The organism is Gloeothece verrucosa PCC 7822, assembly GCF_000147335.1.
Taxonomy (GTDB): Bacteria; Cyanobacteriota; Cyanobacteriia; order Cyanobacteriales; family Microcystaceae; genus Gloeothece; species Gloeothece verrucosa.
In genome coordinates, this window is the sequence record NC_014501.1 from 6,075,112 (window position 1) to 6,091,620 (window position 16,509).

The following is a 16,509-nucleotide window of genomic DNA, read 5'->3' on the forward strand; positions in this document are numbered from 1 at the left end:
CTGACGACTTTATTGGTTCGTTGTCGGTTGTACCAGGCTTTTAGAAGACCCTAATTTTTCAAGTTGTTGAGCAAGTTTTTCTCGTTGATTAATGAGGTAAATGCTGACTAAAGTTAAACAAACGCCGAGCCATTGCAAAGGGCTGAGAACTTCAGCTAAAAAGAGATTTCCAAAGGTTAGCGCAAATACAGGCGTTAAAAAGGTGAGAGAGCTTAAACTGGTCAGATTACTCTTAGAGGCCAGATAAAAGAAAATTCCGTAAGCGATAGCACTGCCAAAAACGGTAGCATAAGTCAAGCTTAACCAACCTTCGAGATGGATTTGAGTCCATTGGTTAGATTCCCACAGCGCAGAACCGAGAAATAGCGGTAAGCCGCCTAATACCATGTGCCAGCCGGTAGCGACGATTGGATCGGCGTGTCGACTGACCATACGGATAGTTACTGTTCCCACTGCCATAGACAGGGAAGCGAGGAACATTAACCATTCTCCACTATCAAACAAACCTAACCAGCTAAAGGAAAAAGAAATGGTCTGTCCCTGAAATAGATGAATGAACCACTCATCCGGCAAACCAATCAAACTAATACCGATCATTCCGAGTCCTAAACCTAACCACCCCCATAAACCAATCACTTCCCCAAACAGCCAACTACTCATCAGTGCCACTGCCAGAGGTTGAGAGTCAATAATGACAGAACCTAAACCCGCCCCTGTTCTGACTAATCCCTCAGCTAAGAAGCCTTGAAACATGGTCCCGTCTAGTAAGGCAAAAATTCCAATCCACAGCCAGGCCCGCCAACTATTGGGTTGAGGACGGCCTAACCCAATAGCGATCAGTAATACTAATAGTCCGGCGGGTAAAAGGCGAACGCCAGCCATAAATAGAGGAGTGGTGTTGGGAATAACTCCTTTCATCGCTACCATTGCCGTTCCCCAAAGAAAAAAGGGAGCGATAGCAAAGATTGAAGACCAGGCTATATAAGACTTTCTCAGATTTAATTCCATGAGTCGAGTCGAAAGGGGAGGGTAATATGAATTAATTTTAAGTTTAGTTATTCTATTCTAACTAATTGTATATTTTTGTTAACTCAAACCCAAAAATAAATTTTTCCACGAACTCGGCTAGGCTCAGGCAAGATAAGGCAAACTAGAAGATAGATAATTCACTGACATTTGTGCTTAATCTCTTTAATCACTCAATAAAGAAAATGGTTTTATGATTTGGCCGTTTAAACCCAGAACTAGCAAACAGATAGCTCGCATAGAAATTACAGGGGTAATTGCCTCTCAAACTCGTAAACAGGTGCTTAAAGCCTTAAAAAAGGTAGAAGAAAAGAAATATCCCGCCCTGCTATTACGAATAGATTCTCCCGGAGGAACAGTGGGAGACTCTCAAGAAATCTACCAAGCGCTGAGGCGTTTGCAGGATAAAGTCAAAATCGTCGCTAGTTTCGGCAATATTTCGGCTTCGGGTGGCGTTTATATCGGGATGGGGGCGCAACACATCATGGCTAACCCAGGTACAATTACAGGGAGTATTGGGGTCATTATCCGAGGGAATAATCTAGAAAGGTTACTCGATAAAATCGGCGTATCCTTCAAAGTCATTAAATCAGGGCCTTACAAAGATATTCTCTCGTTTGATCGAGATTTGAGTGCCGCAGAACAAGATATTCTCCAAGAAATGATTGATATTAGTTATCAGCAATTTGTTCAGACTGTGGCTGACTCTCGTAATCTAGAGGTAGAGACAGTTAAAACCTTTGCCGATGGACGTATTTTTACCGGAGAGCAAGCCTTAAATTTGGGCGTTGTGGATCGTTTGGGAAGCGAAGAGGATGCCCGTCGTTGGTTAGCAGAATTAGTCGGACTTGATCCGCTCAAAACTGAGTGTCAAACCATCGAGCAACCCAAATCTCTAGTCAATCGGATTTTAGGGAGTACAAGAATTGCGACAAAATCTAGGTTAGGGGGGGCCCTAGATTGGGTAGAATTTGAACTAGCGACTAATAATCTGCCCTTATGGCTATATAGGCCCTAAAAGTCAGGTTAGGTTTTAGAGTTGACTGAACTCTAAAATCTACAACTATTCGTTAAACATAGGAGGATAATCACAGTGGATTGGAAAGTGCGGGCAATTCGAGGAGCAACAACAGCCGACTCAAATACGATAGAGGCAATTCGAGAAGTCGTGAGTGAATTGCTAGATGAAATTGAAACCCGCAATCAACTTGATCCGAGTGATATTGTGAGTGTGATTTTTACGGCTACTGAAGACCTAGATGCGGTTTTTCCGGCTGCCATTGCTCGGGAACGTCCTAATTGGCAAAATGTGCCCTTATTGGATGTGCAACAAATGCAGGTTAAGGGGAGTTTAAAATACTGTATTCGAGTGCTGATTCATGTGAATACCTGTAAACCACAAGTTGAAATTTATCATTCTTATTTACGTCAGGCGAAAAATCTTAGACCTGATTGGAGTCTAACAGGAGTTAATATTTAAATTCACTTAAAAGTTTAACTGAAAATTTTCTCCGTTTAAAAACTGGTGAAATTTCTGAGCATAAATCTTTACAAAAATTTTTCGATAAAAGCTAATTTTTAAAGCTCATTTGGGTATTTTAACAACAGATAAGCATTAGTCTCCAGCAACCAGTCTGATTAAACCTAAAAACTGGGCGTTAACAGATGGAATAAATAACCAAAGGATTTGACTCAACAGACATTGCTCTTGATGAGTTAGCTCTGATTGGGCTGTGTTTTATATTAAGTAGTTATTTTTTAACTCGAACTAACTTAAAGCAATAGCATTAACTAAATTTCCAACTGACATCACGGTAATGATCAGAGAAAGAGAGCATTTTGACTGTCGCCTGAAATAACCAAACAGGATTAACTGAATAATAAAAGAGGATAGGGGAAAATGGTTAAACTTAATACATCTAAAAAAATTAAACAAATAGTTTTTCTTGATGCAAAAGTAGAAAATTATCAAAGCTTATTAACGGCGACCCGGTCAAATGTAGCGGCTTATGTGATCGCCTCAGACAGAGATGGAGTAGAACAAATAATAGAGATTTTACGGAGTGGTGACGAGATTAATGATATTCATATTGTTTCTCATGGTTCGCCAGGCTGTTTATATTTAGGCAATACTCAATTAAGTTTAGATACTTTAAATAATTATATTGATCTATTAAGATTATACTTTTCAGGGCAGTCTCGAGAAAATATTCCCAACTTGTATTTATATGGCTGTAATGTAGCCGCAGGTGATGGGGGAGAAGAATTTTTGACTAAGTTATCTCAAATAACAGGGGGAAGTATTTTTGCTTCAGCTAGGCGGACGGGAAATGCTGACTTAGGAGGAGATTGGCTATTAGAAGTTAGAGTGTCTCAAGGAAAGATAAGGGAACCACACACTGAAAGTCGGCTGCCATTCCAACGAGAAAGTTTATTATCTTATCCATCAGTATTAAGTGTTCAGGGCAATTATAACAGCATCACTCAAGTAGACAAATATATTTATGCTGTTTATAGTACAGGAACCGAGACAGGACTAGAAATCTACGGCCCAAAAGCATCTGATCCTGACGCTCTTGAAGTTAAAGGCTCCTACAAAGACTTGGACCCTAACAGCACATATACAAAAGTAACAGTAGTAGGCAACTCCGCTTACGTCTTGTCGACGAGCCGCCTATTGGTCATTGACATCACCGATAAAACGAAGCCAACGCCTATTGCCACCCAGCCAAAGCAGGATATAGGTATAGACATATCAGACATGGCCATTAATGCTAATGGCGATGTAGCCTATGGCACTCCTAATGATGGAAGCCAGCAACTCGAAATTATCGACCTCACTTCGAATAATAAATCGGCGGCTTTTCTAAAAATTGGTGGAGCGCCACAGGGAATTACGGTGGATGGGAACTATCTTTATGTGGCTGAAGTTAATGACACCTCATCCAAAGTAGAAATTTTTCAGATTGATTCGGTCAATCATTCTAAACTTACCCTGGATCAAACTAAAACTATCTCTTTAGGTACCGATCAGTATGCTTCTAATGTAGCCATATCTGGGGGATACGTTTTCGTTGTTTATAATACTCCAACAACTATTAACAACGTTGACGCTTTACAGTCATCGGTAAACATTTACTCTCTTGACACGCTTCAACTCAAAGGAACTTATACATTAGATCTTGCTAATGCTGATAAGTTTTTTGATCCAGCTAAGTCTGTTGAACAATTGTACTCTAACTTTCGGGGTGATATCACAGTAGACGGCAACTACGCTTATTTTGCTTATAGCCTTATTGGTCAGCATCTAGATCCTAATATAGACGATTATGTGACAACAGTAGCTGAGTCAGGGCTAAAACGCATCAACCTTACCAGTTATACTGGCGATAATGTGCCTATCAAGACTACTGACAATCTTGACTTTGTTGTTAATGATGTAGCCCGCATCGGTGGATACACTTATTTTGCAGATAGTAATGGCTTCCACACGCCCCCAACAGATGTTAACTTGAGTGGCACTAAAGTTGCTCCTGACAATGACAACGCTGAGATTGGTACTTTAACCACCACTGATCTTGAAGATACTCTAGCCACCAGCTTTAAGTATGAGTTACTGACCAATACAACTAATTTTAAGATCGACGGCGATAAACTATACACGGCGCAGAAATTGAATAAAGGGACTCAGGCTATTCAGATTAAAAGCACCGATCCCGAAGGGTTATTTCATATCGAAGATTTCACCATTAGTGTAGGGCTAGATAACAGTGCCCCAACCGGCATTAGTCTTAGTAAAACTCAAGTCAACTACGACCCTAAGACAGGTAATGTAGTGGGCACATTAAAAACTACTGATCCTGATGATCTCACCGGCTTTACCTACACCTTACTCAGCAATACAGACAATTTTGAGATCGTCGGCGATGAACTAAGAAGTAAAACTTTATTCGCCGTCAAAGATGACCCTCAGACTGTTGATATTAAAAGCACCGATAAAAACGGAACCGGATTATTTAAGATAGAAAAATTTAACATTGATATAAATTTTACTCCAACGGATATTACTCTCAGTCAAAATACATTCAACGCTCCTTTAAAGGGTCCGGTCGCCAATTTATCTACAAGTGATCCGGATGGTGACAAAGTATTTAAGTACACCTTACTCAGCAATACAGACAATTTTAAGATTGACGGAAATCAACTGCTAACGACAAAGCCGCTCGACACTTTTGTCGATCAAACTGTTAAGATTCAAAGCACTGATGAGGGCGGGTTATCCTATACCAAAGATTTGACTATTTATTTAAATGCTGCGCCCAATAATATTAAACTCGATAAAAGTAAATTCAATGCCCCTTTAAATGGTTCTGTGGGCTATTTATCCACGACTGATCCGGATGGTGACAAAGTATTTAAGTATACCTTACTCAGCAATACAGACAATTTTAAGATTCTAGGAAATGAACTGCTAACGACAAAGTCGCTAAATGGTTATCAGAATCAAACTGTTAAAATTCAAAGCACTGATGAGGGCGGTTTATCCTATTCCCAAGATTTGATCATTAATATCAATGTTGCTCCCACAGATATTACTCTGACCGGAAATAAAGTCAGTCTTACTTCATCTATTGGTACCCCAGTCGGAGATTTATCAACCAGCGATGATGATACGAAAGAAGCTGAGGGAGACAGTTTTACTTACACATTACTTAGCAATACAAAGTATTTTAAAATTGAAGGCAATCAACTAAAAACGAACGATCTATTTAGCAACACTCAGCCTCAGACTGTTGACATTCAAACCACTGATTCAAACAAGTTATCTTATAACAAATCTTTCACCATTAATATTATTAATACAACCAACCACGCCCCAACCAATATTAATCTCAGTGGGACTCAAGTTAATACTTATCAACCCAGTAATACTTTAATCGGGAATTTATCCACCACTGACCCAGATGGCGATACCAATTTTACCTACCAATTACTGGATGGAAATAGCGAATTTTTTATTCAAGGAAATCAACTCTTTACTAGCAAACAATTTACCTCGGGCGGCACTAGAACAATTAGCATTCAAACCACCGATGCAGGGAAGTTATCTTATAACAAATATTTTAGTATTACTATTAATAAAATTAACCGCGCCCCCACCGATCTTACTCTCAGTGGCAATCAAGTTAATACTTATCAACCCAGTAATACTTTAATCGGGAATTTATCCACCACTGATCCAGATGGCGATACCAATTTTACCTACCAATTACTGGATGGAAATAACGACTTTTTTATTCAAGGAAATGAACTTTTTACTAACAAAGAATTTACCACTGCCGACCAGAAGACAGTTGCCATTAAAACCACCGATGGAGGTGGGTTATCTTATAACAAATTTTTCAGCATTAATATTAATAAAATAAACCGTGCCCCAAGCGATATTAGTCTCAGTGGTAATCAAGTTAAGACCTATCAACCCAGTAAAACTTTAATCGGGAATTTATCCACCACTGATCCGGATGGGGATAGCAATTTTACCTACCAATTATTGGATGGAAATAGCGACTTTGTTATTGAAGGCAATCAACTTTTTACTAACAAGGAATTTACCACTGCTAGTCCTAAGACAATTAACATTAAAACCACCGATGCAGGTGGGTTATCTTATAGCAAATCTTTCACCATTGCTATTAATTCCAATAATTCTAACAATCATGCCCCAACAAAGATTAATCTGAGTGCAAATACAGTCAAGCTGAATCAACCGATTGGAACTTTAGTGGGGAATTTATCCACAGTCGATCCTGATGGAGATACAAGTTTTACTTACCAACTCCTGAGCAATAATAACAATTTTTTGATTCAAGGAAATCAACTCAAAACAAATAGTATATTTACCAAAACAGGGCCTCAGACTGTTAGTATTAAAACCACCGACGCGGGAGGGTTATCTTATCAGCAAGACTTGACCATCACCACCGCTTCTATTACTCAACTACAAAGCCCTGTTATGCGATATAGGGATAGCCTGACAGGAATGCATTTTTACACGGCTAATTTAATGGAACAAAGTTTCATTGCCCAATCCTTGCCATCCTTCCAACTAGAAGGCCCAGCCTTTATTGCTTCTCTAAATCCTCAAAACAATTTACTGCCTATCTATCGTTTTTTCAATCCCACAACCGGAGATCACTTTTTTACCGCTAATCAAGCGGAACGAGATTCTGTTATCAATAACATTAAAGTTTATCAATATGAAGGCATTGGCTTTTATAGTTATGGGGCAGATGCTAAAGAGGGCACGAATGTTTTGCGTTTCTTCAACCCAACAAGCGGAGAGCATTTTTATACCATGAGTCAAGCTGAACAAGCGGCGGTTCAGACTTTCGGCTTTATGTATGAGGGAGTCGCCTTTAAAGCTTTATAATTCTATCCCTGGGGCAAAAAGTAAAAAGGGTAAGGGGCAGGGTAGGCGGCTGAAACCCCTTAACTTCTGTTGTCTGGGGACTTAATTTAAATGGGTGACAGCTTAGAGCCAAAATTATTTGTGAGTAAAATCACAACTAATCCGTGATGTAAGTAGTGGCAAAATCAATTTTGATTGGGGAAAATAAACATATAGAAATTATTTTTTTTCTATTTTTACTACCCATAAGCAACAGGAAAAGCATTAACTATAGCGGTCAATATTGAAGCTCAGTGTTTTCATCAACTCAAGGCATTAATCAAAAAAAAACAATGGTAGAAAAACTGAAAGCCATCTATCGTGACGGAATATTTATTCCTGATAAAATCTGTAATTTCCCGCAAAATACTATCGTAGAATTAACGATTAAACCCTCTCGTAATGTTAAAACAGAAGTAATTGATCCCGAAGCAAGACAACAAATTCTCAAAACTTTACTCGAGCGGATGCGTCAAACAGTCGCTTCAAAATGTTCTGAGAGCGAGTAGGGAGTAAAAAAGAGGGTGTTGAACGCCCGATTAAAATTGTTTAGGATTGATAGCTTCTTGATAAAGGCTAACGATTTTAGCGGTAACATCTTCAATGGTCAAGCCATCAGTAATAATTTCAATGGCATCTGCTGCTTTTTGAAGAGGAGCAATTTGGCGATGACTATCCCGATAATCTCTCAGTTGAATATCTTGTTCAAGTTGAGTAATTGTGATTTGTTTTTCTCCGGCGTGGATCAGGTCTTGTAGCCGCCGTTTAGCTCTTTCTTGTACTGATGCTGTGAGAAAAATTTTTAATTCAGCATGGGGAAAAACATGAGTTCCAATGTCTCTTCCTTCGGCCACTACACCACCTTTTTGTCCGTAACCTTGTTGTTGTTTGACTAACTCGCGCCGCACGGCCCCTTGAGCAGAAATTGCAGAAACTGAGGCGGTTACTTGGAGGGTACGGATAGCTTCTGTAACATCTTGTCCATTAATTTTGATCTGTTGGGGAGTCAATTCTAGACTCACTTGAGAAACTAACTCAGCAATAGCCGCTTCATCATCTAGATTGATGTTTGAGTTAAGGACTAACCAAGTGATCGCCCGATACATTGCCCCGGTATCAAGATACATTAAGCCTAATTGTTGGGCCACTCGACGGGTAACGGTAGATTTTCCGGCACCGGCAGGGCCATCAATGGCAATAATCGGTTTACGATTACGAAGGATAATATTATCGATCAGACGAGTGGCCCCAAGATAACAGGCGATCGCCAACAAACCGGACTCATCAATGCTCAAGAGCGGCGTTAAGGAGTTAGGATGAACTAACTCAACATACTGAATTTTTATCTCGGGGACAGAGGCTAATTCTTGCTTAACAATTTGAATTAGGGGTTCTGTTGCTATTTCTCCCTGAATAAAAGCCTGTTTTGCCCATTGTAAACTCCTATATAAAACGGCGGCTTGTTCTTTTTGCTCAGATGTCAGATATTGATTGCGGGAACTACAGGCTAAACCGGAGGGTTCTCGAATGATAGGACAACCTCGAATTTCCACAGGGATATTTAAATCTTCGACGATACGCCGAATAATGGCCAATTGTTGTGCGTCTTTTTCGCCAAAATAGGCCTGATCAGGATTGACGATGTTAAATAGCTTAGTTACTATGGTGGCCACTCCTTGAAAATGGCCTTGACGAAACTGTCCACATAAACCTGATGTCAGGGTTGCTGGAGGAATGACTGTGGTGGTTTGGCTAGAGGAAGAGGTATTGCTGTTTTCTCCCATACCCATGACTTCTGGGGAAGGAGCAAAAATCACATCTACCCCCAATTTTTCGCATAATTCGCTGTCTTGTTGCAACTGGCGGGGATATTTTTGCAGGTCTTCAGTGGGCGTAAATTGTAGCGGGTTAACAAAGATACTGACTACCACTATTTCCGTTTCCACCCTAGCACGTTCGATCAAGCTTTGATGACCGATGTGCAAAGCGCCCATAGTCGGAACTAAGCCAACTGTTTTGTTGTCTCGTTGACTTTTCAGATAGGACCGCAAACCAGCAACCGTTGTAAACAGACGCACCGTAACTACCTCGATGAGATCATGTGAGTATGAAGGACTTGCCAAAAACTAAGCCTTTCATACTGTAACATTCAGAATTAACTGTCAGGGCTTTGGAGCCGTTGGCCTCTATTTAATATCGTCAACAATTTCTAGTGAGACAGGGGCTACACCACTGCCAAATAATCCCAGAACATTAGCCGCACCGGCAGAGAGGTCTATGATACGCCCTCTCACAAAAGGTCCACGGTCATTTATACGGACAGTGACAGAACGATTATTATTAAGATTTGTTACTCTGACAAGAGTGCCAAAAGGTAGATAACGATGGGCGGCTGTTAAGTCGCGTTGATTAAATCGTTCTCCGTTAGCGGTACGTCGTCCATGAAAACCGGGTCCGTACCAAGAGGCCATCCCTCGTTTATAAGGATTATATTTCGCCCTTTCGGTTTCGGGCAGCTTATTTACCGCCGTTTTTTGGTCGATAGCGCTTAAGGGGGGTGCATCTCCCATCAACCTTCTCAGCCGGTTGGTAGCTTGTAAAGCGTCTAGGTCTTTTTTATGGGTAGTATCTGGCAAAATGGTTGATTGATCAAGGCTCACTAAAACCTCCTCTTCAGCTTTAATCTCATAGGCTTTAGTTTGAGCATTCCAACTCACCGTAATTTCATTGGCATCAAGTTGTTCTTGGTAGAGTTCATTGAGACGAGAAGCAATATTTTCTGCTCGTTTAACCGTCTCGTTTTCAGATAAAGAATCGTCTGTAACTTGTTGATTGGATTGAGAATTGTCGCTTTGCTTTTTGGGCGATTTTGTATTTTCAACAAAGGTAAGAACTGGGATATCACGAACCCGAAGCGTTACCGCTAATTTGCCTTTCCATCTATGAGGATAGATAGTAGCAATAGGGTTTTGTGTTGAATTGTTCAGAACTGATTGAGATTGAGAGGGTGAGATAGTGGGAGTTGTAGATGACTGAGTTTCAACAGTATTTTCAGGATTTAAGTTAGAAGCAATCGTCTTGCTTAAACAAACAACAAGCGAACTGGTTGTTCCTATTACTGTTGCTAATGCAGCCGTAGTAATTCCACTTAAGATTTTTTGATTCATAGGCTCCTTGGTTTTCGGAAGTGCTGGCAAACTTTTCAGATGGTTTCTGATGTCATTTGCCAACATTCACTCCTCACAACAAAGGTTGACAATGTATATTTTTTAAACTTTTACAGACTAGCATGATTTTTTTCCCTGAACCGGCTGTACTTCTAATAGGTTAACTTGATTTACATTAAAAATTTAAATAATTATTGATTTATACTCTTATTTTTAATATAATGAAGGGTTGGCAGATTTTTTTTAATTTCATCAAATTTTGACTTTCATCATTTCTTAATTTTTTTTCTTTCTTAAGAAAGAGGTAAAGCTATAAACTAGGCTCTGCAATAACTCTGAGATATACTCCTCGGTATAAAAATAATAATACCTATTCCTTTAGATAGACCCTTGAAAAAAATTTCATCAGTGAAAATACGGAAAAAGTTAAAGAAAAATTAAATCATTCAGGGCACTTTAAATATAAATATTTAATAAAAATTGCTTGCCTGGAACAAAGATAAAAGCCAGCTATTTAATCAATATAACTGAACACAATCATAAGTAAATCTAATCAATAGACGGATTTCGAGAGAGTGAGTTCTTGGTGGAGGGGGAAATCAAGACCTATAATCAAATTTGATTAGGTTTTCAATAGCGGTTGTTATGGACTATAAAGATGCCGGGGTTGATATTGAAGCAGGACGAGCTTTTGTAGAAAAGATTCGCGCCAATGTAGAAAGTACCCATCGTTCCGAAGTATTGGGGGGCTTAGGCGGCTTTGGGGGTTATTTTCAAATTCCCTCTGGATATAAACAACCTGTATTAGTATCAGGTACAGATGGAGTAGGAACGAAGTTAAAGTTAGCGCATAGTCTCAACCGTCATGACACCGTTGGCATTGATTTAGTGGCTATGTGTGTAAATGATGTTCTCACTTCTGGGGCACAACCTTTATTTTTCTTAGATTATTTAGCCACAGGGCAATTAAATCCTCAACAATTAGCGGAAGTAGTAGAGGGAATTGTTGAAGGCTGTCATTTAAGTAATTGTGCCCTTTTAGGGGGAGAAACGGCGGAAATGCCGGGTTTTTATGCAGTAGGTGAATATGATTTAGCGGGTTTTTGTGTGGGAATTGTGGAAAAAAGCTTGCTGTTAGATGGCTCTCAGGTGCAAGTGGGAGATGTGGCCATTGGGTTAGCGAGTAGCGGCGTTCACAGTAATGGGTTTAGTTTGGTGAGAAAAATTCTTGAGACACAGGGGTTGTCTTGGGATTATTGTCCGGAAATATTAGGGGGCAAATCGTTAGCAGAAACTTTATTGACACCCACCCAAATATATGTTAAGCCCATTTTAGAATTGCTGGCTTCTGACATTAAAATTCATGGGATGGCCCATATTACCGGGGGAGGACTACCGGAAAATTTACCCCGTTGTCTTAATAAAAATCAGTCCATACAAATTAATCCTAATAGTTGGGAAATTTTGCCGATTTTTAAATGGTTAGCTGAAGCCGGACAGGTAAATAAAGCCGCTATGTTTGATACTTTTAATATGGGTATTGGGTTTGTGGTTGTGGTGAGTGCGGCACAAGTTCACGCGGCGTTAAATTGGTTTAAAAATAAGGGGATAGCGGCTTATCGTATTGGTGAGGTTGTTGAAGGAAAAGGCGAGTTAGTTGGGTTGGATTTTTAAAACTCTCCCAGGCTTCAGCCCTGGGGCTATACGAACAGATAAACGCCTACGCCGGCTAAATTATTGAGAGGGTAGGCAAACTAGATTTAGGATTTTATTTACTGGTGAGTAATTATGTCAGATACAATCTTAAAAAGAATAAAGATTGAGGGTTTTAAGTCAATTCGGAGTTTAGATTTGACTCTGAATCAATTAAATATATTAATTGGTGCTAATGGTTCGGGAAAATCTAATTTTATAGCGGCTTTCAAATTTCTTAATCAAATCGTCAATCAAAATTTACAGTATTTTGTCGCAAAATCTGGCGGGGTTGATAGGTTTTTACACTTTGGGCAAAAAAACAGGCTCTCCCGCACTTGTGGTGATAAGAAAAATTTATAATTCGTAGGGTGGGTTAGGCGTGGTAATGATTTTGATGAAAAAAGGATAACTTTTGAGCCGCGCCGTAACCCACCAGAGACAAGTTTGTATCTCTATGAACATTTTTCCCCACGAGTCCGAAAGAACCGAGGATTATAGTTTAGGTGAGTTGTGGGAGAAAAACGTGATAGGTGGACGACCAACTTTATGAAAAAAGTTCTTATTTTAGTAGAAGGCCCAACAGAAGAAGCCTTTACTATTAATGTGCTACAACCTCTAAAGATTACTAGGTTGATATTTGTTGCTTAATCTTCTCGCAAAATTTAATAAAACTCCGAAAAGTTTGTAAATGTTCAGGTTCGTCTCGTATTCTGTTTAATAATTGCTTGAAATAATGCTCTTTTTGCGCCTCGCATGGAAACTTTTTAGTATAACTGATATTTTTATTTTTACATCTAAAGATTTGTTGTAAATATTTAAAATGAAATGTAGCATGATTTACGATGTTATATTTACCCATTAATTCTGGATCATTCCGACAAACATCATAATAATTTACATAGTCTAATAATGGTTTTTCTAAAGGTTGTCTTGAATTAAAAATTCTTCGGTTGCCTAACAACCATGTTTCAATACATCGATTTTGAATAATTACCTCTATTTGAGTATTGTCTAATTTTATTTTTTCAGATTCAATAAAATCAAAAACATCTTGCTTTCGTTGCGTAACAGTATCTTCATCTGCATCAATACAAATGACAAAATAGTTATATTTTCCTACTTTTTTAATTTTTTGTACAGCATTCGGAATTCCATCATAAAGAATACTAGGATATCCTTTGCCGCTAATTATAAAATAGTTATTTTTATCTACTTGATCATAAAATTCAACCTGTTTTAGTTCAGGTATAAAATACTTAAGCCAAGCTGGATAAATTTTTTTTTCTGTGCTTTTTCCCTCGACTAAAAAATAAATATTCATTCTTCCTCAATATCGTTAGACTCGTTTTCGAGAATATTAATTAAATCAATGAATGCTTTTTGCTGAGTATGTGAAATATGATAGTCTTCTGCTGTTTTGACAGAAATTGTACTGCCTCGACGAGTGACAATTTTCCAATAGGCAGGATTAATATTATTGATAATATAAGGATGATGACTGGTAATGATAAATTGTAAGTTGTTATTTTCTAAAATTAAATCGGTAACACTATCTATACAATTAACACCTAAACTATTTTCAAATTCATCAATCAGTATTACACTCTCATCAGGCGATAAATAAAGTTCACTGATATACATAAGGGTTTTGAACATACCTAAAGAAATATAGTTTTGTTTTATCCAAGTATCTACTCCTTTTTCTTTAATATTTACAAGCGTTGTTTCTCTTAATAAATTAGCCAATGGCATGGGGAAATCATCAGTATTAAAAGGTTCTATTTTAATATCTTCTACATGATTAAATATATCAATAAATATTTTTTTTATTTGATTAAAAGCTTCTGTTTGATATCTATATGCTAGTGATAATTTAACAGAAATAGGTAAATCACTCTCTTTGATTTCAGCCAAGGAACAATTTTCATATTTTTTCAATACGGACATAGGAATTCTCCACATTCCTTCATAAACTTGTTCAGGTTCAGTCAAAATAATTTTTTCAAACTCTTTTTTAACCGGATTAATATCTTCTTCTTCACTCAGGAGTTCAACGACACTTTTAAAGGGCGATAATTTAGGAGTTTTCTCCTGGTTAAAAATTATTCCATTCTCTGTACGTTCAACAATTTTTAGTCCATCTTTTTCTAAAGATTCATATAAAATTTTAAAATCATAGTCCTCGTCTAATTCAACATCTTTTTTAGGGACTAATTTATTGGTTTTTACAGTTTCAAATTTTCCTGTCCAATGATACATAATTTGAGCCGTAGTGGTAAATGCGATGTCCCATTCTACTCCATTTAAAGATGCACCATTTGCGATTTTTTGAAAACCTTTAATTGAGCGAAGTATTTGAGTTTTTCCCGCCCCTGATATGCCTACCAGTAAATTTAAATTAGGGGAAAATTCTACAGTATCAAGTTTCCAGTTGTATTCTTGATCTCGATAGGTTAACTTTTGAATTTTCATAATTTTTAAGCCTCTAAACCGCCCTTTTAATAAAAAACCCTAAGATTCACCAACCAAATTTTGCCAGGCCAACCTAGCCGCGCCAACCATTCCCGCATTATTGCCCAATTGCGCCTCCAACAACTGTAAACCCTCTCGACAAATGGGTAAAACTCTGCTCTCAATTTCGCTTAAAATAGCCGGAAAGAAAAACCGAGAAGAAGCGCTTATCCCGCCGCCAATAATCACCGCTTCAGGGGTTAAAACATAAAGAAAATTAGCGATTCCCACTCCTAAAATCCGCCCATATTGCCGCCAAAAAGCCAAAGCATCCGGATCGCCTTCTTGTGCCAACTTTCCTAACTCAATAGGTTCTTTCCCCGTCTGTCGTCGAATCGCCCCTATACAGGCATATTGTTCTAAAGAACCCTGATTTCCACTATTACAAGGAGGTCCATCAGGATTTAAACTAATTAACCCCAATTCTGCGGCTGCCCCTCCAGAACCAGTAAATAACTTACCATCCAGGATAATCGCGCCGCCTACCCCCGTACCTAACGTTAACAAAATCAAATTTTTAAAGGGTCTACCAGCGCCTAACCAAGCTTCTCCTAAACCCGCACAATTAGCATCATTAGCCAGAATAGTAGGTAAATTCGTTTCCTTTTCTAACCAGTCTGCCAGGGGAACATCTCGCCAACCGGATAAATTAATGGCTACTTTAGCAATTCTACCGGCAGCATCCGCAGGCCCCGGCGTTCCTAACCCGATGGCAAGACAATTATTGTCTCTATTGAGTTGCTTAACCGCAGTCACAATACTTTCTAAAACAGCTTGAGGGGTAGCAGGTTGAGGAGTCGGAATAGTGATAGATTCAGTTGCAGTTCCATCAGGGAGGAAAGTACCTAATTTAATGGCAGTTCCCCCTAAATCAATACCGATAACAGCTTGGTTAGTCATTAGTTATTAGTTATTAGTTATTAGTTATTAGTCAATGATTATTGGTGATGGGGCCATTAGTCAATCTTTTTAGAATTTAGCCCGCGCAGGCGGATTTCGTTAGTATTGCTTCACCATCTGCGGCTATAGAACTAATGACTATTGACTAATGACTATTGACTATTGACTATTGACTAATAATTTTTTGATACTCTTGTTCAGTATAGAGATCGCGGGTACTTTCAAGACGGTCCACAAAAACCATACCATCGAGATGATCTAACTCATGCTGAAAAATGCGGGCGACAAAATCGGTGAACTCCTGACGTTGTAAATTTCCCTGACGGTCTAAATACTCAACAGTAATCGCTTGATATCTGGGAACTAACCCCCGAACCCCAGGAACACTCAGACAACCTTCCCAACCTTTTACCCTTTCAGCAGAATAAGCAATAATTTTTGGATTAATCATCGCCGTCGGTACCATCTCTGGGGCGTTAGGATAACGAGGACTAGGACGAGAAGCGACAATAAAAACACGGTAAGATTGAGAGACTTGGGGCGCGGCAATTCCCACCCCATTAGCTGAGGCGGCAGTAGCAATCAAAGAATCGATAAGCTGTTGAATTGCCGTGTCGGTGATATCTTCGACAGGTTGAGCATTTTGTCGTAGGATAGGATTACCTAACTGGGCGATTTCGAGTTGTTCAGCCATAATCTGTAAATGTCCGGTTACTCTCACTCTTCATGATCGATAATAATATTCTCACCTATTTCGTTAAA

The 16,509-nt window shown here is 38.8% G+C and carries 13 protein-coding genes; 6 read left to right on the forward strand and 7 right to left on the reverse strand.

Features of this window, described 5'->3' with window-relative positions:
• Positions 1–9 precede the first annotated feature (9 nt).
• A complete protein-coding gene (locus CYAN7822_RS27320; protein ID WP_013325502.1) occupies positions 10–1,008 on the reverse strand; it encodes a DMT family transporter in 999 nt (332 codons plus the stop codon).
• Between the two features lie 211 nt (positions 1,009–1,219).
• Between CYAN7822_RS27320 and sppA the strand changes: the two genes are divergently transcribed.
• From sppA to CYAN7822_RS27340, 4 genes are all read left to right on the forward strand, one after another.
• Positions 1,220–2,044: a signal peptide peptidase SppA gene (gene sppA / locus CYAN7822_RS27325; protein ID WP_013325503.1), complete on the forward strand. Its 825-nt coding sequence runs from the start codon at positions 1,220–1,222 to the stop codon at positions 2,042–2,044.
• A 75-nt stretch (positions 2,045–2,119) separates the two neighbouring features.
• The gene (aroH, locus tag CYAN7822_RS27330; RefSeq protein ID WP_013325504.1) at positions 2,120–2,506 is read left to right on the forward strand and encodes a chorismate mutase; all 387 of its coding nucleotides are present in this window, start codon (positions 2,120–2,122) and stop codon (positions 2,504–2,506) included.
• Between the two features lie 420 nt (positions 2,507–2,926).
• Positions 2,927–7,456 carry a DUF4347 domain-containing protein gene (locus tag CYAN7822_RS34865; protein ID WP_013325505.1) on the forward strand — a complete coding sequence of 1,510 codons (4,530 nt, stop codon included), beginning with the start codon at positions 2,927–2,929 and terminating at the stop codon, positions 7,454–7,456.
• A gap of 311 nt (positions 7,457–7,767) precedes the next feature.
• Positions 7,768–7,983, forward strand: a complete 216-nt coding sequence (locus CYAN7822_RS27340; protein ID WP_013325506.1) for a hypothetical protein — start codon at positions 7,768–7,770, stop codon at positions 7,981–7,983.
• A 30-nt stretch (positions 7,984–8,013) separates the two neighbouring features.
• On the opposite strand, the gene CYAN7822_RS27345 is transcribed toward CYAN7822_RS27340, so the two are convergent.
• Both CYAN7822_RS27345 and CYAN7822_RS27350 read right to left on the reverse strand, forming a co-directional pair.
• Positions 8,014–9,552, reverse strand: coding sequence for a bifunctional pantoate--beta-alanine ligase/(d)CMP kinase (locus CYAN7822_RS27345; RefSeq protein WP_013325507.1), 1,539 nt, complete (start codon positions 9,550–9,552; stop codon positions 8,014–8,016).
• 108 nt (positions 9,553–9,660) lie between these two features.
• Positions 9,661–10,641: a septal ring lytic transglycosylase RlpA family protein gene (locus CYAN7822_RS27350; protein WP_041934058.1), complete on the reverse strand. Its 981-nt coding sequence runs from the start codon at positions 10,639–10,641 to the stop codon at positions 9,661–9,663.
• Positions 10,642–11,286: 645 nt separating this feature from the next.
• Here CYAN7822_RS27350 and purM point away from each other — a divergent pair.
• A complete protein-coding gene (purM, locus tag CYAN7822_RS27355) occupies positions 11,287–12,315 on the forward strand; it encodes a phosphoribosylformylglycinamidine cyclo-ligase (protein ID WP_013325509.1) in 1,029 nt (342 codons plus the stop codon).
• Between the two features lie 114 nt (positions 12,316–12,429).
• Entirely contained in the window at positions 12,430–12,696 is a 267-nt protein-coding gene (locus CYAN7822_RS27360; protein WP_041933403.1) for an AAA family ATPase, read from the forward strand.
• Between the two features lie 265 nt (positions 12,697–12,961).
• On the opposite strand, the gene CYAN7822_RS27365 is transcribed toward CYAN7822_RS27360, so the two are convergent.
• The 4 genes from CYAN7822_RS27365 to def all read right to left on the reverse strand — a co-directional run bounded on the left by CYAN7822_RS27365 (position 12,962) and on the right by def (position 16,441).
• Positions 12,962–13,657 carry a hypothetical protein gene (locus CYAN7822_RS27365; protein ID WP_013325510.1) on the reverse strand — a complete coding sequence of 232 codons (696 nt, stop codon included), beginning with the start codon at positions 13,655–13,657 and terminating at the stop codon, positions 12,962–12,964.
• Positions 13,654–14,808: an AAA family ATPase gene (locus tag CYAN7822_RS27370; RefSeq protein ID WP_013325511.1), complete on the reverse strand. Its 1,155-nt coding sequence runs from the start codon at positions 14,806–14,808 to the stop codon at positions 13,654–13,656. The genes CYAN7822_RS27365 and CYAN7822_RS27370 overlap by 4 nt, the downstream gene beginning before the upstream one ends.
• A gap of 39 nt (positions 14,809–14,847) precedes the next feature.
• Positions 14,848–15,747, reverse strand: a complete 900-nt coding sequence (locus CYAN7822_RS27375; RefSeq protein WP_013325512.1) for an ROK family protein — start codon at positions 15,745–15,747, stop codon at positions 14,848–14,850.
• A gap of 166 nt (positions 15,748–15,913) precedes the next feature.
• On the reverse strand, positions 15,914–16,441 hold the full coding sequence (gene def, locus CYAN7822_RS27380) for a peptide deformylase (protein ID WP_013325513.1): 528 nt from the start codon (positions 16,439–16,441) through the stop codon (positions 15,914–15,916).
• Between the last annotated feature and the right edge of the window lie 68 nt (positions 16,442–16,509).